This is a genomic window from Rhodospirillum sp. A1_3_36 (genome assembly GCF_047263945.1).
In the GTDB taxonomy this organism is placed as follows: domain Bacteria; phylum Pseudomonadota; class Alphaproteobacteria; order Rhodospirillales; family Rhodospirillaceae; genus Rhodospirillum.
In genome coordinates this window covers 124,715-142,219 of sequence record NZ_JBLAVB010000009.1, presented here as the reverse complement: position 1 = coordinate 142,219, position 17,505 = coordinate 124,715, and the positions used below count along the sequence as shown (strand labels likewise).

Here is a 17,505-nt window from a genome sequence, read left to right as displayed (position 1 = left end):
GGGGCTTTGCTCCGCCTTCCTCTTTGGCGAGACTGGGGCCGAAAGGCCCCAGACCCCGGGCAAAAAAAAGGGGGGGGTGGGGGCATTGGCCCCCAAATGGGTTTGGGCAATCGCCCAAAAAATACAAAACTGTGTCCTGTCCCCTAGCCAGGGGTGGGTGGGGAGTCCGGCTTCCACCGGCTTGAATTGGGGGGGTTAGCCTTCAATGCGGAGCTGTGCGGTGTCCGCCATCTGAACGCTTCCCCCTTCGGAGAGGACGACTCCGAACAGGGTCCGGGCTTGCTCCGCTGTATAACGGCCCAAACGGACGTCTTCCGCGACAAGCTCCGGATCCCGGTCGAAGGGATTGCCATAGCCGCCACCGCCCGGGGTTCCCACCCGGACCCGGTCGCCCGGCTTCAAGGGAATATCCTGGGCCTTCGACAGATGTTCCGGATGGATCGTCTTGCCGTCCTGGATAACGGTCACGGAATTGGCTTGCCCATCCTTGCCGCCCAGGGCGCCTTGGGGACCGAAGCGGCCATGGTCCATCACGAAGCTGGCCGTTGCATGACCATGGCGCAGCTCGATCTCGTAGTCGAGGCCGAAGCCGCCGCGCTGCTTGCCCGCCCCGCCGGAACCTTCCCGCAGCGCATAGCGATGGTAGAGCACGGGGTATTGCTGTTCCATGATCTCCACGGGCGGGGCTTTGGAAATGCCAATGGTCGAACAACCGTTCGACAGGCCGTCGTGGTCGGCATTGCCGCCGTAGCCGCCGCCGGAAATCTGATACATGACGAAGTCACGGCCCCGTGCCGGATCATGGCCACCCAGTGCGAAGTTGCCGGAACTCCCCGCAGGGGAGGCGGTCACCCGGTCGGGAAGGGCTTCGACCAGGGCGGCGAAGACCGCTTCGGCAATGCGCTGACTGACCTCGGCGGCGCAGCCGGACACCGGGCGCGGGTAATGGGCATCCAGGAAGGTGTCCACCGGCCTTACGACCTTGAGCGGTTCAAAGGCCCCCGCGCTGATCGGCACATCGGGGAAAATATGCCGCATGGCGAGATAGACCGACGACAGGGTGGTTGCCAAGACCGAGTTCATTGGCCCCATGCAGGGCTTCGAGGAGCCGGTGAAGTCGAAGGTGAGCGCGCCCGCGCGGGCGGTGACAGAGAGGCGGATTTCCAAGGGCTCGTTGACCACGCCATCGCTGTCCACATAGGCCGTGGAGCGGTAAACCCCGTCGGGAATCAGCCGGATGTTGGCGCTCATCTGCTCCGATGCCCGGCGGCGCAGTTCGCCGATGGCTTCGGTTACCACGGCATCGCCGTAGCGGTCCAGGATGCGGGCCAGGCGCTTTTCACCGACCAGCAGGGCGGCGGCTTGCGCCTTCACATCGCCGATGCGCTGCTCGGAGACTCGGATATTGGAGCGGATGATGGAGAAGATTTCGTGGTCCAGCTTGCCCTTTTTAAACAGCCGCACGGGAGGAAGGCGCAAGCCTTCCTGCTCCACCGAGGTGGCCGAGGCGGAAAAGCCGCCGGGGACCGCTCCGCCCGTATCGGGCCAATGGCCGGTGTTGGACAGCCAGCAGTAAATCTCCCCATCGCGGTAGAAGGGCATGGCGAAGCGGACATCCATCAGATGGGTACCGCCGAGGTAGGGGTCATTGACGATGTAGATGTCGCCGGGCTCGGGGGCGACCACCTCGCCGCTTTTAATCATCTCGATCAGGGTGCGGGTCGAATACTGCATGGTCCCGACGAAGACCGGCAGGCCGCCGACGCCTTGGGCGATCAGGGAACCGTCTTCCGCCGAATAGATGCCGTCCGAGCGGTCGTTGGCCTCGGCGATCACCGGGGAGAAGGCGGCGCGGGAAAAGCTCAGGTCCATTTCGTCGCAGACCTGCTGCAGGCCGGACTGGATAACGCTGAGGGTGATCGGATCGATGCTCATGCCCCGTCTCCCCAAGAGCCTGTTTCAAGGGTGATGATGATATTGCCGTCGGCGTCCTGCACGGCCCGGTCCCCGGGTTCGATGACGATGGTGGTGTCCATCTGTTCGATGATCGCCGGTCCTTCGATGGCCGCGTCCAAGGGCAGGTGGTCCCGCCAATAGATCGGCGTCTCCACGAAGCGGCCGAACCAGACTTGCCTGCTGCCGGTTTGCGCTTCGGCCAGGGTGGCCTTGCGGTCTGCGGCGTCGATCAGCAGCGACAGGTCAATTTCCTGGCGGCGCCCGATGACCGAGGTGTTCACATTGACCAGACTGGCCTTGATTTCCGGTAAGTCCACATGGAAGCGGTTGAAATAGGCCTCCTCGAACAGGGTCTGGAGGGTCTCCCGGGTGGGCCGGTCCGTGTCGAGGGGCACCCGGAGGAGGTGGGTCTGGCCGATGAACTGCATGTCGACGGAGCGCAGTTCCTTCAGCTCCTCGATCGGCACGTTTTCCTTTTCGATCAGGGCTCGGCCTTCAGCGGCCTGGTGATCAAACAGGGCGTGCACGGCCTCGATATCGAGGATCTCCAGGGGCTTGTTGACCGTGTTCACGAAGTCGTGGCGCAGGTCGGCGACCACGCAGCCCAGCGCGTTGGTGATCCCCGGACGCGAGGGAACGAGAACCCGGGGCACACCCAGCTCGCGGGCGATGGCCGTGGCGTGCAGGGGACCGGCGCCACCAAAGGCGAAAAGGGCGAAGTCGCGGGGGTCCTCGCCAAGGCTGACCGAGACCATGCGCACGGCATCGGCCATCCGGGTATTCGCGATCCGCAGCACCGCAGCGGCGGCGGTTGTCGCATCGACGCCCAGGGGGAGGCCGAGCTTTTCCAGGAAGATCCGCTCGATATCCGCAAGCGACACGGTGCTGGACACGGCGTTGAGCTTCTCTGGGTTCATGCGCCCCAGAAGCAGGTTGGCGTCGGAGATGGTCGGGCGGGTGCCCCCTCGGCCATAGCAGATCGGTCCTGGAGTCGATCCGGCACTCTCCGGCCCGACCTGCAGGAGCCCGGCTTCGGTGACGCGGGCGATCGAGCCGCCTCCGGCGCCGACCGTGCGCACATCGACCATGGGGACGTGGATCGGCATGGCATATTCGATTTCGATCTCGTTGGAGACCGCCGGTTCCGCGTTCCGGATCAGGGCCACATCGGTGGAGGTGCCGCCCATGTCATAGGTCAACAGGTCGGGGATTCCCGCCCGCCGTCCGGTATAGGCTGCGGCCATGACGCCGGAGGCGGGACCGGACATGACCGTTTTCGCGGCCTCCTTGGCCACCCGGCGGGCCGACACCATGCCACCGTTGCCATTCATCACCAAAAGGTCGTGGCGGTAGCCTTCCTGGGCGAGCTGGTCGGCGAGGCGGTCCACATAGCGGCGGAGCAGGGGTTGGACCGAGGCATTGATTGCCGCCGTGACGCCGCGTTCGAACTCCCGGCTTTCCGACAGAAGGGCATGGCCGAGGGTGATGTCGCCGTTGGGCCAGACCTCCGCCGCGATCTCTCCGGCGCGCAGTTCATGGGCTGGATTGGCGTAGGAGTGCAGGAAATGGATGACCAGGGATTCGCAGCCCTTTTCCAGCAAGGTTGCCAGGGCGTCCCGGAAGGCCGCCTCGTCGAGGGGCGTCAGTTCCTGCCCGTCGGCGTCGAAGCGTTCGGCTACCTCCAGCCGCAAATCCCGGGGGATGACGGGAACGAAGCTGCCGGTCATGCCATAGGCATGGGGCCGGGTGCGGCGGCCCAATTCCAGGACATCGCGGAAGCCAAGGGTGGTCACCAGTCCGGTCTTGCAGAGGTTTCGCTCCAGCACCGCGTTGGTGGTCGTTGTCGTGCCATGCACGATGAGGTCAAGGGTGTTCAGATCCGCCCCGGCCGAATGCAGGGCATTGAGTACGCCGAAGGCCTGATTGTCCAAGGTCGTCGGTGTCTTGGCCAAACGGACCGTCCGCCGTGTCGCGTCGAACAGCACAAGGTCGGTGAAGGTCCCGCCGACATCGATTCCGGCCACCTGGGAGGTTGCGGCTAAGGGCTCGCTCGGGGGAGCGGGGCGCGCGTCGGGGGAGGGTGGTTTGGGGCTCATGACAGCTGTGTTCCGTTAGATCGATGCAATGTCGGGGAAAGGGCCTGCCTTGATGGCTGTCAGGACCTTATCCGGGGTCGCTGGCAGGTGGCGGACCTTGGCGCCGCAGGCATCGGTGATCGCATTCATGATGGCGGGCGCTGTTGGGATCAGGGTGTGTTCGCCCAGACCCTTGGCGCCGTAGGGGCCGTGGGCATCGCCGGTTTCCAGGATCAGGGTTTCGATCGGGGGGACGTCGCCGATGGTCGGAATCAGGTAGTCATGCAGGTTTTCCGTCCGGCCCGGAAGGAACTCCTCCATCAGGGCCAGCCCGATGCCCTGGGCCACACCGCCTTGAACCTGCCCCTCGACCAACAGGGGATTGATCGCCTTGCCTACGTCGTGGGCGGTGGTGATCTTGAGCAGTTTGACCGTGCCAAGGGCGAGGTCGACCTCAAGCTCGACCATATGGGCGGCGGTTCCGAAGACGGCGTAGGGATCGCCCTGGCCATTCTCGTCCAGGGGTGCGGTCGGCGGATCATAGGACTCGATCGACTCCAGGACATAGAGGTCTCCGTCCGGATCAAGGGAGGCCAGGGAGATCTCCCGGGCGCCCGCTGCATCGCTGACCGTGATCTTTCCTTCGCTCAGGCGGATTTCGGCATCCCCGGACACATTGGCGAGGCGCAGAATCCGGGCCCGCAGGGCCTCGCCACAGAGGCGGGCGGCATTGCCGGTGATGAAGGTCTGGCGGCTTGCCGATGTCTTTCCGGCGTCCGGGGTCACGTCGGTGTCCGGCCCGACCCGCTCGATGCTGTCGACGGGGACGCCAAGTGCCGTGGCGAAGATCTGAGAGATGACCGTATTGGAGCCCTGGCCAATGTCCATGGCCCCTTGGTGCAGAACCAGCCGCCCCTCCAGGGTGATCCCGGCCCGGATCGTCGACGGATTCGACAGGGAGGTGTTGCCGCAGCCATACCAGCCACCCGCCACACCCACGCCCCTTCGGACAGGACCTCGGGTGGTGGTATTGAAAGTCTTCGCTTCCTTCTGGGCGCGGTGCCAGGGCGTTAGGAGGGCGTCGAAACAGTCGGCGATGCCCATGCCGGTCTCGAAGACCTGTCCGGTCACCGTGGGATCGCCGTTGCGCAGGGCGTTCTTGCGGCGGAAGTCCAGCCGATCCATGCCCAGCGCCCGGGCGATATCGTCATAGAGGGGTTCCTGGGCCAATGCGGATTGGGGGACACCAAAGCCGCGAAAGGCGCCAGAGGGAGCGGTGTTGGTATGGATGCCGGCGCTCCGGGCGACATAGTTCGGCGTGCGGTAGGGGCCGGAGGCGTGGATCGGCACGCGATTGGCCACGGTCGGTCCCCAACTGGCATAGGCGCCGGTGTTGAAGGTCCCATCGAATTCCACGGCAACGATGGTCCCGTCGGCCTCCGCTCCGATCCGCATGGTGATGTCCGAGGGATGCCGCTTGGTGGTCGAGGCGATGGATTCGGTCCGGCTATAGGTGATGCGCACCGGGCGGTTCAGGATCCAGGCGGCGAGTGCGACATAGGGTTGGGTGGACAGGTCCAGCTTGGACCCGAAGCCCCCACCGACCGCCGTCGGCACGATGCGAACGGCGCTATGGGGCAGTCCCAGCAGACCGGCGATCCCGTCCCGGTTCATGAAGGGCGCCTGTGTGCAGCAGTGGATTTCGATCCGGTCGCCTACCCGCTGGGCGAAACCGGCTTCGGGCTCGATATAGGCGTGTTCGATGAAGCCCGTCGAAAAGGATCCCTCGACCACGACGGCTGCGGATTTCATGGCCGTTTCGGGATCGCCACGCTTCACCAAACCCCGGCACATGACGTTTTGCTCCCGTCCGCCATGCAGGTCGGGCACATCGCGCGCCTCGTTGGGCACCAGGGCATGGGGAAGGGGGCTCCAGCTGACGGGAAAATCCCGGAGGTCGAGGGCCTTGACCCGGTCGCCCGGACCGACGATTGCCGCGACGGCCTCCCCCTTGAAGCGGGTTTCGCCCTCGGCGAACATCGGTTGGTCCTCGAAGCCGGGGATCACGCCGAAGCGGTTTTCGCCCGGAACGTCTTTGGATGTCAGAATGAGGTCAAGGCCCTGGTCCCGTTTGAACGACTCCAGGTCGCCAAAGTGGAAGGCGGCGCGGTGGTGGGGGCTGCGGATGACCCGAAGCGTGAGAGCATCCGCCGGGGCCACGTCGTCGCCAAAGCGGTCCTTGCCGGAGACCTTGGCGAAACCGTCCACACGGGCCATGGCAACGCCAACACCGCCAATGGAAGGAGGCTTACCGGAGCCCGAGCCTGAAGCTATCCCCGTATCCATCACCGCGTCGATGATCTTCCGGTATCCGGTGCAGCGGCAAAGGACACCCCCCAGGGCGTCCTGAACCTCTGTGGCGCTGGGCGTCGGGTTTTCGCGGAGCAGGGCTACGGCGGAGACCATCATGCCGGGCGTACAGATGCCGCATTGCGCCGCTTGATGGCGCTGGAAGGACTCCGCGAGGGCCTGGGCGATGGGGTCCTGGGCGACGAGGCCGCCCTGGGTCTCGACCCGCGCGCCGTCCACTTGGCCAAGGGCCGTGGTGCAGGCGCAGACCGGTTTGTCATCGATCAGGACCGTGCAGGCGCCGCAGTCGCCCGCGTCGCAGCCCACTTTGACATCCTTGGCGCCGCCCCGCTCGCGCAGGGCCTGGGACAGACGTTCGGCGGGCGAGGCCTCGATCCGGATGTCCGTCCCATTCAGGGTGAAAGAGACCCCAAACGGCGCATCCAACTCCATTTTATCGGCGGCGGCATCCATTGTTATCCCTTTCCTTCGGCGGCTGCGGTGGTGGCGGCGATGATGGCGCGGCGAATCAATTCCCGCGCCGCGTCCAAACGGTAGGAGGCGCTGGCTCGGACGTCATCTAAGGGCGACAACGGGGAGAGGTCCGCTTCGGCGAGGCAGGCCCCCAGGCGCTCTTCCTTTGGATTGAGGCCCACGAGAGCCGCTTCTACCTGGGGCAGACGGCGCGCGACGGGCGAACAGGACCCGATGGCGATTCGTGCCGATTGAATGGCTCCGGTCTCGTCCAATTCGACCGCGACGGCCACCATGGCGATGGAGATAACCAGATAGCGGCGGGCCCCCAGCTTGCCGAAGGCGGACCGCCAGGTCGGTTGGTCTGGCACCAGGACAGCCGTGACCAATTCCCCCGGGCGGAGCGCCGTTTTGCGGACTCCGGTGATGAAGTCCGCGAGCGGCAGAACGCGCCTGCCGCTCGCGCTGGCGAGTTCAACCGAAGCATCCAAGGCGAGAAGGGGGGGGACGCCGTCGGCGGCCGGCGAGGCATTGCACAGGTTGCCTGCGATGGTTCCGGCATTCTGGATCTGGATGGATCCGACCTCGCGCGCCGCTTGACGCAGGGCGGTGAACAAGGGAGGTAAATCCGCCCGGGCAATGTCGGTCCATGTGGTGGTCGCGCCGAACCGCCACTGTGCGCCGTCCCGCGTAATGCCCGACAGGTCGGGGATCCGTCCCAGGTGGACAATCGGCATCTGCGCCGGGGCACCACCGAGCGCCGGGTAGAAATCCGTTCCCCCGGCCAGGACACGGGTCGACGGATCGGCGATCAAAGAAAGGGCGTCTTCAAGCGACTTCGGGGTATGGAAGTGCATCATGGTCCCCACCACAGGTTTGGAATTCGCATGTTAGGCACAGCAAAAATGCGGATTTTTCGTTCGCATACTAACGATAGTGAGCCGCATGCGCGGCGGGCTGTCAAGTTTGATGGCGCGCTTTTTGGCATAAATTTTCTCTGCACATCATTCTGCATTTTTTGTTTGCATTTCTCCGACGAGTCATTCGTATACTAACGACATTGAAGCGCTGCGGCGTCCAGTCGAGACCATTCTGGAGATATCGCAATGTCGGACTTCCTAGAAGCTGATGCCCCTATTCTTGGCGGAAAACCGTCGCCTTTTCCCCTTCCTGCAGGGTGCCACACTCTGGCCGTGCGCGAGGTTGAGCATTATACGGACACCCTGTTCCGCTTTCGGGTATCGCGACCGATGGACTTCCGGTTTCGGTCCGGTGAATTCGCCATGATTGGTTTGCCCAATGCGGAACGGCCGGTGTTCCGTGCCTACTCCATGGCCAGCCCGGCCTGGGATGACGAATTGGAGTTCTTTTCCATCAAGGTGCCGGACGGTCCTTTGACCGAGCATCTGCAAAAGATTCAGCCCGGTGATACGGTTCTGATGCGGAAGAAGGCCACGGGCACCCTGACCAACGATTCCCTTTTGCCCGGCAAACGGTTGTGGATGTTCTCCACGGGAACAGGGATTGCCCCCTTCGCCAGTCTGATCCGCGATCCGGAAACCTACGATAAGTTTGAGACGGTTATCCTGGTCCACGGCTGCCGGACGGTTGCCGAGTTGAAATACGGGGAGAATCTCGTCGCGGCGCTCAACGAGGATCCGTTGATTGGCGAGTTGGTCCATGGGCGGCTTATTCACTACACCACCGTGACCCGGGAACCCTTCGCGCGGCAGGGGCGGATTACCGACCTGATCGAAACGGGAAAGCTGTTCGATGATCTGGGCGTTCCCCGCATGGGGCCGGAAGAGGATCGGGTCATGATTTGTGGCTCCATGGACATGCTGAAAGACACCAAGGACCTCTGCCTGAGCCACGGTTTGACGGAAGGCACGAACAGCCGCCCGGCTCAATTCGTCGTCGAGCGCGCCTTTGTCGATTAAGGGGGGCGATGGATACGGTACACGACAGTGTCTCGCGTTTTTTTGGGCGATAGCCCAAACCCCCATTTTTTTGGCCTGGGGTCTGGGGCCTTGCGGCCAGTAAGTGCCTGGGGTCTGGGGCCTTACGGCCAGTAAGTGCCTGGGGTCTGGGGCCTTACGGCCCCAGTGGGGGACGGGGCAAAGCCCCGTGACGGGAAACATCCCCTGTTGTGTACAGTGGTCGATGAAGGGCTCGTGGTGCGTTGCAGTGAAAATGCCCGGAATTTAGGCGTGGGTTTCTCACTGCAATTTTTATTGACACGTTTTTCTCAAACATGTTCGTATGCTAACGAATACGGGCATGCCAGCCGGGGAGTCAGGACAGTGACGGTCGCCGACGACAAGCAACAGAAGATCCGGTGTGATGCCTGTCCAGTCATGTGCTACATCGCCGATGGACGGGCGGGCGCCTGTGACCGCTATTCCAACGACAATGGTCAATTGGTGCGGTTGGATCCCCATAAAATCCTCGAGCATCGGGTGGAAAGCGGCGGACAAGCCGTTCCCTTCCTTGAGCGGGCCCTGCTTGAGCAGGAACCGGACGGCGGACTTCAGCCCAATGCCGAAGCCTTCGTGACCGCCATTGGGGCGGGCAGCACCTATCCGGACTACAAGCCCGCGCCCTTCATCGTGTCGTCCGAGGTGGATGGCGTCGACATGGTCACCGTGGTGACCGAAGGCATCTTCAGCTATTGCGGCGTGAAAGTGAAGGTCGACAGCGACCGGCACCTGGGGTCCGAATGTGCGCCCGTGCGGGTCGGTGGCGAGATTGTCGGCCATGTCACCACCTCCGAATATGGCAGCCAAATGCTGTCGTTGGGTGGGGTCAATCACCTGACTGGCGGCTCCAAGAAGGAAGGGCGGATCACCTGTTCGGCCATGCTGGCCCTGTGCAACGGTGAAGCGGTGGAGCTGACCATCGACGGGGGCGCCCGCATCACGGTTCAGGCGGGCAAGGCGCCGATCATCAACGATGTCCTGGAAGAGCGGATGCGCGTGGGTTGCGGCTCCGCCACGGTTGGCATGTTCGCCGCCCAGTGGAAGGGGCTGGTTGACGAGGTGGTTGTGGTCGATGACCACATCACCGGTGTGATGTCCGAACACCAGGCCGGAAAGGTCATCGGTTGGGAACCGACCGGCATTCGGATCAAGGGGCGGCGGTCGACACCGGGGCGCTATTTCCAGGTCGCCGAACCCGGCAACGGCTGGGGCGGCACGGATCTGGACGACCCTTTGAAAATCCTGGGTGCCTTCGATCCCGCCGTCGCCAAGCCCGGCCTGTCGCTGTTGATGGTCTCCACCACGGGCGAACATGCCGCTTATTTCGAGCTCGACGGGGATCTGTTGCCTGTTGAGAAGGAGATTCCCGAACGGCTTCTGCCTTCGGTGAAGCGGATCGAAGAGAATTGCGAACCCGCCCTGACATCGGTGCTGTTCATGGGGGGAGCGGGTGGGTCCCTGCGGGCCGGGGTGACCGAACATCCGGTTGGCTTGACCCGGTCGGTGCAAAGCGCGCTGACCTCGGTCAGTTCGGGTGGCGCGCCCGTGTATGTCTGGCCGGGCGGTGGTATTACCTTCATGGTCGATGTTACCCGCATGCCGAAAAATGCCTTCGGCTACGTGCCCACACCGGCCCTGGTGGCGCCAATCGAGTTCACCATGCGGTTGGAGGACTATCGCGCCCTGGGCGGGCATATGGACTATGTGATGCCGCTCGCCGACGTGCTGGCCGGAAAGGTCGGGACCCAGTGTGATCATATTTTGAAGGAGCGACGCATGGTAACGGCGCCCGGTGACACGCCCCTGCCGACCCGGTCCGAGGCCTATGCCTGGAAGAGGACGGAACCGTGAGTCATCTGGCCGGGTCGGAGGTTCCTTTGGCGTTTCCGCTCGCGGATCAGCGCCGCTTGTGCCTTCGGTACGGCCCGATTGAGCTTGTGATCGAAGCCGAGGGACCGGTGCCAGAGGTCCGTAAAGCCTATGCCCAGGCCCGCGCCGCCTTCGACACTGTTCTGTCGGACCTGATCGAGGACTTGCCCCGATTGCGGGCCGAGGAGGGGCCCTTGCCAAAGGGCGCCATTGCCCGGCGTATGGTTGCGGTCACCGCGCCCTATCGGCCCACCTTCATCACCCCTATGGCGGCTGTCGCGGGCGCCGTCGCCGACCATATCTTGGCTCGGCTCGTCGACGGACGCCAATTGGCCCGGGCCTATGTGAACAATGGTGGCGACATTGCTCTGTTCCTGCGGGAGGGGGCCTTTCGGGTGGGCATCTGCGACAATCCGGAAACCGGAGAAGCGGGCGGCATCGTCGAGATCACGCCGGAGGACGGTATCGGTGGTATTGCCACCAGCGGCTGGCGGGGACGCTCCCACTCCCTGGGCATTGCCGACGCGGTGACCGTTCTGGCCGCAAGCGCGGCGGAAGCCGATGCGGCAGCGACATTGGTTGCCAATGCGGTTGATGTGCAGAGCGTGACCTCGGTGCAGCGGGTTCCCGCGCGGGACTTGGCACCGGACAGTGACCTGGGCGATCGGCCCGTGACGGTCGCTGTTGGCCCGCTGTCCCAGGACGAGGTGCGGTCTGCCCTCGCCCATGGCGAAGCGGCAGCGCGTGACTATCTTTCCAAGGGACTGTTCCGGGCCGCCTATCTTGCGCTGGCCGGAGAGCGCCGGACCATCGCGCCGCAAGACCATCTTACCCCCTTAAAAATACCTATCCGGAAGGAAGCCATCCATGCCTGAGCCGATCCTGCGCAAAAGCGTGATTGTCGTCGAAGAGATCTTTCACGAAGGGGGAGCCATTGCGGAGACACCCTTGCGCCGCGTCGCGGCCCTGAGCGTGATCAAGAACCCCTTCGCCGGGTCCTATGTGGAGGATATCGCCGGGTTCATGGAAGACTTGAAGCCGCTGGGTGTGAAGATGGCCAAGGACATGATCGCCGCCCTGGGGGGGGATGCCTCCGTGGTGGAGGGTTACGGCAAAGGGGCCATTGTGGGCACGGCGGGCGAGCTGGAACACGGGGCGCTCTGGCATGTGCCCGGTGGCTATTCCATGCGGGAGATCCTGCCCGAGTCCAATGCCATCGTGCCCTCGACGAAGAAGCTCGGTGGCCCGGCAACCCGGCTTGATGTGCCGATTACCCATTGCAATGCCTCCTATGTGCGCTCCCATTTCGATGCGATGGAGGTTGGTCTGTCGGACGGGCCAAAGGCCGATGAACTGCTGCTGGCGCTGGTCATGACCACGGGGCCGCGGATCCATGCCCGGGTCGGTGGGCTCAAGGCCTCGGAGATCAAGGGCGAGGACGGGCTGCGATGAGCATCCAGATCCGCAAGCTGGTGACCTTCGTCGAACGGACGGAGCGGGAGATGGATCAGATCCTGCCGTCTCCGGCGGTGCGGGGCTGGTGTGCCGCGGTGATCGCCAATCCCTACGCGGGCGTCTTCCATGCCGACCTGTCCCTACTCGTCGATGGAGGCGAGGAACTGGGCGGCTTGCTGGCCGCCAAATGCCTCGCCGCCTTGGGCGTGGAAGCGGAGGCGGTGCAGGGCTTCGGCAAGGGCGCGATCGTCGGCGAGAACGGGGAGATCGAGCATGCGGCGGCCCTGCTGCATCCCCGTCTCGGGGCGCCGCTTCGCGCGGTTCTGGGCGGTGGCAAGGCCCTGGTTCCCTCGTCGAAGAAAATGGGTGGTGTGGATGTGACGCTCGATATTCCGCTCGGTCACAAGGATGCGGCCTATGTGCGCACCCATTTCGACGCCATCGAAGTGAGGGTCGCGGATGCGCCGAAGGCCGATGAGATCCTGGTCGCCATCGCGTTGTCCTTGGGGGGACGACCGCTGGCGCGCGTCGGTGGGTTGACGCATGATCAGGTGGTGGGTGCCGACGGATTGAGGTGATCATTCCGCCGGAAGCAGGAGGGCGGGGGAACCGCGCTTCTGTGCATATGCAGTCTTGGGTGAACCGGTTGAAAAACCGCGCAGACAACAAACTGGAGTGTGGGACAGATGAAAATGTTGAAAGTCTTGGCGGCTGCGACCGCCGCATTGCTTGCCGTCGGAAGCACGGCGCATGCCGCCGACAGCATTAAGATTGGGGATATCAATCATTACAAGCGCCTTGCCGCCTTCGCCGAGCCCTACAAAAAGGGCATCGAGCTGGGTTTGGCGGAGATCAATGCCTCGGGTGGCGTTCTTGGCAAACATCTTCAGTTCATTTTCCGCGACGACGATGGCAAGCCCGGCGATGCGGTGAAGATCGCCGAAGAGCTGATGACCCGGGACGGTGCGGTCATGCTGACCGGCTCGATCCTGTCCAATGTCGGGTTGGCTATTTCCTCCTTTGCGGCCGAGAAAGGGTACATCTACCTCGCCTCCGAGCCCCTGGCCGATGCCCTGGTCTGGCAGTCCGGCAACCCCTATACCTTCCGGCTGCGCACCTCGACCTATGTGCAGGCAGCCATGCTGGCGGAAGAGGCCGCGAAGACGGACGCAGTCACCTATGCGACCATCGCCCCCAACTACGCCTATGGCACGGCGGCTGTCGAGGCCTTCAAGGAAAACCTGAAGAGGCTGAAGCCGGATGTGAAATTCGTCGCCGAACAGTGGCCGGCCCTGTTCAAGATCGATGCCGGAGCCGAGGTTCAGGCCATCGAAGCGGCCAAGCCCGATGCAATTTACAACGTGACCTTCGGCACGGACCTGCAGAAATTCGTCCGCGAGGGCACGACCCGTGGCCTGTTCGAAGGCCGCAAGGTCTACGGCCTGCTGACCGGTGAGCCCGAATACCTGGAACCCCTTGGCGATGAGGCTCCGGAAGGCTGGTATGTCACCGGCTATCCCTGGTATGCCTTCACCTCCGGTCCGGAGAAGGCTTTCGTTGACGCCTATATTGCCGCCTATCCGGAAGAAACGCCGAAGGTTGGCAGCCTGGTTGGCTATTCCACCGCGAAGACCGTCGCCGCCCTGATCGAAAAGGCCGGGTCCACCAAAACCGAGGACCTGTTGGAAGCCTTCAAGGATCTCAAGGTTGCCGCGCCCATGGGCGAAATCACCTATCGCGCGCTCGATCACCAGTCCACGATGGGCGCCTATGTCGGCACCCTCGCCCTGAAGGATGGCAAGGGGATCATGGTGGATTGGAGCTACAAGAACCCCGAGCCCTACATGCCCAGCGACGAGGACATCAAGGCCATGCGGCCCGCGAACTGATCGGTTCCCCTTCCGTCCGTCCACGCCCTGGCCCTGGTTTTTTGGGGGGGGCGGACGGGAGGTCCTTTCGGCCTAAACCTCCAGCATTATGAAGCGGAAGTCTGAACGCTATGGGTCTTTTTGTGGCGCAACTCCTGACGGGTCTTGCGAACGCGGCGGCGCTTTTTCTCGTCGCGTCCGGACTGTCGCTGATCTTCGGTGTGACGCGGATCGTGAACTTCGCCCACGGCTCCTTATACATGCTTGGAGCTTATATTGGCGTTGTTCTGATGGGCATTCTTCCGGGGGCTGTTGGCTTCTGGGGGGCCATTCTTTTATCTGGACTGATCGTCGGCGTGATTGGCGTCATTATCGAGATCTGTGTCCTCCGCCCGGTTTACCGCGCACCGGAGCTGTTCCAACTGGTGGCGACCTTCGGTGTGATCCTGGTGATTCAGGACCTCGCTCTGATGATTTGGGGGGCGGAAGATCGCTTGGGGCCGCGCGCCCCCGGGCTGAAATCCGTCGTTCGGATTCTGGGCGAGCCCGTTCCGCAATATGATCTGGCACTGATCGCCATCACACCGTTTTTGCTCGCGGCACTCTGGTGGTTCATCACCAAGACGCGGGTGGGGATCCTGGTCCGCGCGGCCACGCAGGACCGGGAAATGGTCGGTGCCCTGGGCGTCAATCAGTCCTGGCTGTTCACCGGCGTCTTCTTTCTTGGGGCGGCGCTGGCCGGATTGGGGGGCGCGATCCAGCTTCCCAAGGGCGGTGCTGACCTGCTGATGGACCTCAACATTATCGCTCCGGTTTTCGTTGTCGTTGTCGTTGGCGGTATGGGGTCCATTCCCGGCGCCTTTATCGCTGCCGTGTTGATCTCGGTCCTCAATGTGTTCGGTGTCGCCTACCTGCCGCAAAGCACGCTTTTCCTCATGTATGTGGTCATGGCCGTGGTTCTGATGGTTCGACCCTATGGCCTGCTCGGGCGCGAGGAGAAGGCCGGAGAGCATGGACAGATTGGTGAACCGGAACGGCCGATCCGGCCCGCCGGACCCAAGGTCCGGCTGCTGGTCCTCGGTCTGATTGTTGTCTTGGCCCTGGTTCCGGTGTTCGGCTCCAGCTTCTCCCAGGTGCTGATCACCGATATCCTGATCTTCTGCCTGTTCGCCATGTCGTTGCAGTTCATCCTTGCGGGAGGAGGGCTGGTCAGTTTTGGTCACGCAGCCTTCTTCGGCGGGGGCGCCTATGTGGCGGCCTTGCTGGTGACCTATACCGATACACCGATGGAGCTCGCCTTTCTTTTCGCGCCCCTTGGGGCGGGTCTTCTGGCCCTGGGGATCGGTTGGTTCTGCATCCGCCTCAGCGGGGTGTATTTCGCCATGCTGACTCTGGCCTTCAGCCAGCTTGTCTGGTCCCTGGTTTTCCAGTGGGGCGATGTCACCGGAGGCGATGACGGCTTGGTCAATATCTGGCCGTCGAGCTGGCTGTCGGGAACCACGGCTTACTACTACTTCACCCTCGCCTTCGGAATCGGCGGCATTCTGGTTCTGCGCCATATCATGCATTCGCCCTTCGGCTATGCCCTGCGGGCAGGGCGGGACAGTGCCCGCCAGGCCGATGCAACGGGGATTGATGTGAAGAAGGTTCAATGGGCGGCCTTCGCGCTGGCCGGGGCCATGGCCGGTCTTGCCGGGGCGCTGTTCGTCTTCTCCAAGGGATCGATCTTTCCCAACGAACTCGATATCGCCAAAAGTTTCGACGCGCTGATCGTCGTCTTCCTGGGGGGCGTCAAGACCCTGTCGGGTGCCGTCGTCGGGGCGGCGTTCATGGAAACCATTCAGGACTGGCTGACCCGCCTGGAATATTGGCGCCTGGTGCTGGGCCTGCTGATTATCGCCGTTGTGATCATTGCGCCTGACGGGATCGTCGGGTCCCTGCGGCGGCTGGGGGAGAAAGTGGGACTGATCCGCGAAGGGGAGAGCACGCGATGACGGCTGTTCTGCGAGTACAGGGCCTGACCCGGTTCTTCGGTGGCGTGCGGGCGGTGGGCGGCGTGGAGTTCGAGGTCGCTCCGGGCGAGCTGAAGGCCCTGATCGGGCCGAATGGCGCGGGTAAATCCACCTGTTTCAACATGCTGATGGGGCAACTCCGGCCCTCCTCGGGCGAGGTTTTCCTCAATGGGAAGCGGATCACCGGCCTTCCACCCCGGGATATCTGGCGGCGGGGAGTCGGGCGGACCTTCCAGATCACGGCTACCTACCAGAGCATGACCGTTGCGGAAAATGTGCAGATGGCCTTGATTTCCCACCATCGCCGCCTGTTTTCGTTTTTGCCCTATGCGAGAAACCTTTATCGGGAAGAGGCCTTGGCCCTTCTTGATGTGGTGGGGATGGTGGATCAGGCGGACCGGTCCTGTGCCGTTCTGGCCTATGGTGACTTGAAGCGATTGGAATTGGCCATCGCGCTGAGCCATGATCCGACCCTGCTGCTGATGGACGAGCCGACGGCGGGCATGGCCCCCAAGGAACGGATTGCGCTGATGCAGCTCACCGCAGATATCGTGCGGGATCGCGGGATCAGTGTGCTGTTCACCGAACACGACATGGACGTTGTCTTTACCCATGCCCACCACATCATGGTGTTGAACCGGGGAGAGCTGATCGCCGACGGGACGGCGGCGCAGGTCCGCGCCAATGCCCGGGTGCAGGAGGTTTATCTGGGCGGTGGGACCCTTTACGCGGCGGAGGACGCCCATGCTTGAACTCGAAGGCGTCAACAGTTTCTATGGGAAAGCCCATATCCTCAATGACCTGGGGTTCACGGTCCAGGGGGGCGAGGTCGTCGCCCTTCTGGGCCGGAATGGGGCCGGTAAAAGCACGACGATGAAATCGATCATGCAGCTTGTACGGCCCAAGACGGGCCGTGTCCGCTTCGCCGGGCGGGATATCACCGGTTTGCCGCCCTATAAGGTCGCCCGCCTCGGTCTCGGCTATGTTCCCGAGGATCGCCGGATCTTCACCGATTTGACCATCCAGGAAAACCTGGAGGTCGGGCGCCAGCCCCGGCGCGAAGACACCCCCCATTGGACGGTGGAGGCCCTGTTCGAGCTGTTTCCCAACCTTTTGGAGCGGCGCGAAAACCGGGGCAAAGAGATGTCCGGCGGCGAGCAACAGATGTTGACCATTGCCCGCACCCTGATGGGCAATCCCCGCCTGTTGCTTCTGGATGAACCCTCAGAGGGAATCGCCCCGGTGATCGTGGAGCAGATGGCCCAGACCATCCTGAAACTGAAAGCCGAAGGGCTGACGGTCATCATTTCCGAACAGAACCTGCATTTTGCCAAAATTGTTGCCGATCGCGCTGTCATCATTGAAGGGGGGGAGAAGAAATTTGATGGTTCTTTCCTGGAGCTGGAACAGCAACCCGAGATCCGGGATGCTTATTTGTCCGTGTGATGGACCAACGCGTTTGGGTCGA

Annotated in this window: 13 protein-coding genes; 9 read left to right on the top strand and 4 right to left on the bottom strand. The window is 63.2% G+C overall.

Going from position 1 to position 17,505, the window contains the following annotated elements:
* Window positions 1–195: 195 nt before the first annotated feature.
* Genes ACLIRY_RS18230 through ACLIRY_RS18215 form a run of 4 tightly spaced genes read right to left on the bottom strand, consistent with a single transcriptional unit; the run spans window position 196 to window position 7,714 of the window.
* On the bottom strand, window positions 196–1,935 hold the full coding sequence (locus ACLIRY_RS18230; RefSeq protein ID WP_413206850.1) for a hydantoinase B/oxoprolinase family protein: 1,740 nt from the start codon (window positions 1,933–1,935) through the stop codon (window positions 196–198).
* A complete protein-coding gene (locus ACLIRY_RS18225; protein ID WP_413206849.1) occupies window positions 1,932–4,052 on the bottom strand; it encodes a hydantoinase/oxoprolinase family protein in 2,121 nt (706 codons plus the stop codon). Before ACLIRY_RS18225 ends, ACLIRY_RS18230 begins: the two co-directional genes overlap by 4 nt.
* Window positions 4,053–4,067: 15 nt before the next feature.
* Window positions 4,068–6,854 carry a molybdopterin-dependent oxidoreductase gene (locus ACLIRY_RS18220; RefSeq protein WP_413206848.1) on the bottom strand — a complete coding sequence of 929 codons (2,787 nt, stop codon included), beginning with the start codon at window positions 6,852–6,854 and terminating at the stop codon, window positions 4,068–4,070.
* A gap of 2 nt (window positions 6,855–6,856) precedes the next feature.
* Window positions 6,857–7,714 (bottom strand): FAD binding domain-containing protein, encoded by an 858-nt coding sequence (locus tag ACLIRY_RS18215; RefSeq protein WP_413206847.1) that lies wholly within the window; start codon window positions 7,712–7,714, stop codon window positions 6,857–6,859.
* Window positions 7,715–7,960: 246 nt separating this feature from the next.
* Between ACLIRY_RS18215 and ACLIRY_RS18210 the strand changes: the two genes are divergently transcribed.
* The 9 genes from ACLIRY_RS18210 to ACLIRY_RS18170 all read left to right on the top strand — a co-directional run bounded on the left by ACLIRY_RS18210 (window position 7,961) and on the right by ACLIRY_RS18170 (window position 17,483).
* Window positions 7,961–8,794 carry a ferredoxin--NADP reductase gene (locus ACLIRY_RS18210; protein WP_413206846.1) on the top strand — a complete coding sequence of 278 codons (834 nt, stop codon included), beginning with the start codon at window positions 7,961–7,963 and terminating at the stop codon, window positions 8,792–8,794.
* 363 nt (window positions 8,795–9,157) lie between these two features.
* On the top strand, window positions 9,158–10,684 hold the full coding sequence (locus ACLIRY_RS18205; protein WP_413206845.1) for a 6-hydroxynicotinate reductase: 1,527 nt from the start codon (window positions 9,158–9,160) through the stop codon (window positions 10,682–10,684).
* Window positions 10,681–11,577 (top strand): UPF0280 family protein, encoded by an 897-nt coding sequence (locus tag ACLIRY_RS18200; RefSeq protein WP_413206844.1) that lies wholly within the window; start codon window positions 10,681–10,683, stop codon window positions 11,575–11,577. The genes ACLIRY_RS18205 and ACLIRY_RS18200 overlap by 4 nt, the downstream gene beginning before the upstream one ends.
* The gene (locus tag ACLIRY_RS18195; RefSeq protein ID WP_413206843.1) at window positions 11,570–12,154 is read left to right on the top strand and encodes an amino acid synthesis family protein; all 585 of its coding nucleotides are present in this window, start codon (window positions 11,570–11,572) and stop codon (window positions 12,152–12,154) included. Before ACLIRY_RS18200 ends, ACLIRY_RS18195 begins: the two co-directional genes overlap by 8 nt.
* Window positions 12,151–12,735: an amino acid synthesis family protein gene (locus tag ACLIRY_RS18190; RefSeq protein ID WP_413206842.1), complete on the top strand. Its 585-nt coding sequence runs from the start codon at window positions 12,151–12,153 to the stop codon at window positions 12,733–12,735. The genes ACLIRY_RS18195 and ACLIRY_RS18190 overlap by 4 nt, the downstream gene beginning before the upstream one ends.
* Window positions 12,736–12,843: 108 nt before the next feature.
* Window positions 12,844–14,046, top strand: a complete 1,203-nt coding sequence (locus ACLIRY_RS18185) for an ABC transporter substrate-binding protein (RefSeq protein WP_413206841.1) — start codon at window positions 12,844–12,846, stop codon at window positions 14,044–14,046.
* Window positions 14,047–14,156: 110 nt separating this feature from the next.
* Window positions 14,157–16,019, top strand: a complete 1,863-nt coding sequence (locus tag ACLIRY_RS18180; RefSeq protein WP_413206840.1) for an ABC transporter permease — start codon at window positions 14,157–14,159, stop codon at window positions 16,017–16,019.
* A complete protein-coding gene (locus tag ACLIRY_RS18175) occupies window positions 16,016–16,789 on the top strand; it encodes an ABC transporter ATP-binding protein (protein WP_413206839.1) in 774 nt (257 codons plus the stop codon). Before ACLIRY_RS18180 ends, ACLIRY_RS18175 begins: the two co-directional genes overlap by 4 nt.
* On the top strand, window positions 16,782–17,483 hold the full coding sequence (locus ACLIRY_RS18170; protein WP_413206838.1) for an ABC transporter ATP-binding protein: 702 nt from the start codon (window positions 16,782–16,784) through the stop codon (window positions 17,481–17,483). The genes ACLIRY_RS18175 and ACLIRY_RS18170 overlap by 8 nt, the downstream gene beginning before the upstream one ends.
* Window positions 17,484–17,505 lie beyond the last annotated feature (22 nt).

Coding starts and splice junctions, on each gene's coding strand:
- ACLIRY_RS18175 (WP_413206839.1), top strand. CDS start 16,016: ATGACGGCTGTTCTGCGAGTACAGGGCCTGACCCGGTTCTTCGGTGGC.
- ACLIRY_RS18190 (WP_413206842.1), top strand. CDS start 12,151: ATGAGCATCCAGATCCGCAAGCTGGTGACCTTCGTCGAACGGACGGAG.
- ACLIRY_RS18220 (WP_413206848.1), bottom strand. CDS start 6,854: ATGGATGCCGCCGCCGATAAAATGGAGTTGGATGCGCCGTTTGGGGTC.
- ACLIRY_RS18210 (WP_413206846.1), top strand. CDS start 7,961: ATGTCGGACTTCCTAGAAGCTGATGCCCCTATTCTTGGCGGAAAACCG.
- ACLIRY_RS18230 (WP_413206850.1), bottom strand. CDS start 1,935: ATGAGCATCGATCCGATCACCCTCAGCGTTATCCAGTCCGGCCTGCAG.
- ACLIRY_RS18170 (WP_413206838.1), top strand. CDS start 16,782: ATGCTTGAACTCGAAGGCGTCAACAGTTTCTATGGGAAAGCCCATATC.
- ACLIRY_RS18195 (WP_413206843.1), top strand. CDS start 11,570: ATGCCTGAGCCGATCCTGCGCAAAAGCGTGATTGTCGTCGAAGAGATC.
- ACLIRY_RS18185 (WP_413206841.1), top strand. CDS start 12,844: ATGAAAATGTTGAAAGTCTTGGCGGCTGCGACCGCCGCATTGCTTGCC.
- ACLIRY_RS18215 (WP_413206847.1), bottom strand. CDS start 7,714: ATGATGCACTTCCATACCCCGAAGTCGCTTGAAGACGCCCTTTCTTTG.
- ACLIRY_RS18180 (WP_413206840.1), top strand. CDS start 14,157: ATGGGTCTTTTTGTGGCGCAACTCCTGACGGGTCTTGCGAACGCGGCG.
- ACLIRY_RS18225 (WP_413206849.1), bottom strand. CDS start 4,052: ATGAGCCCCAAACCACCCTCCCCCGACGCGCGCCCCGCTCCCCCGAGC.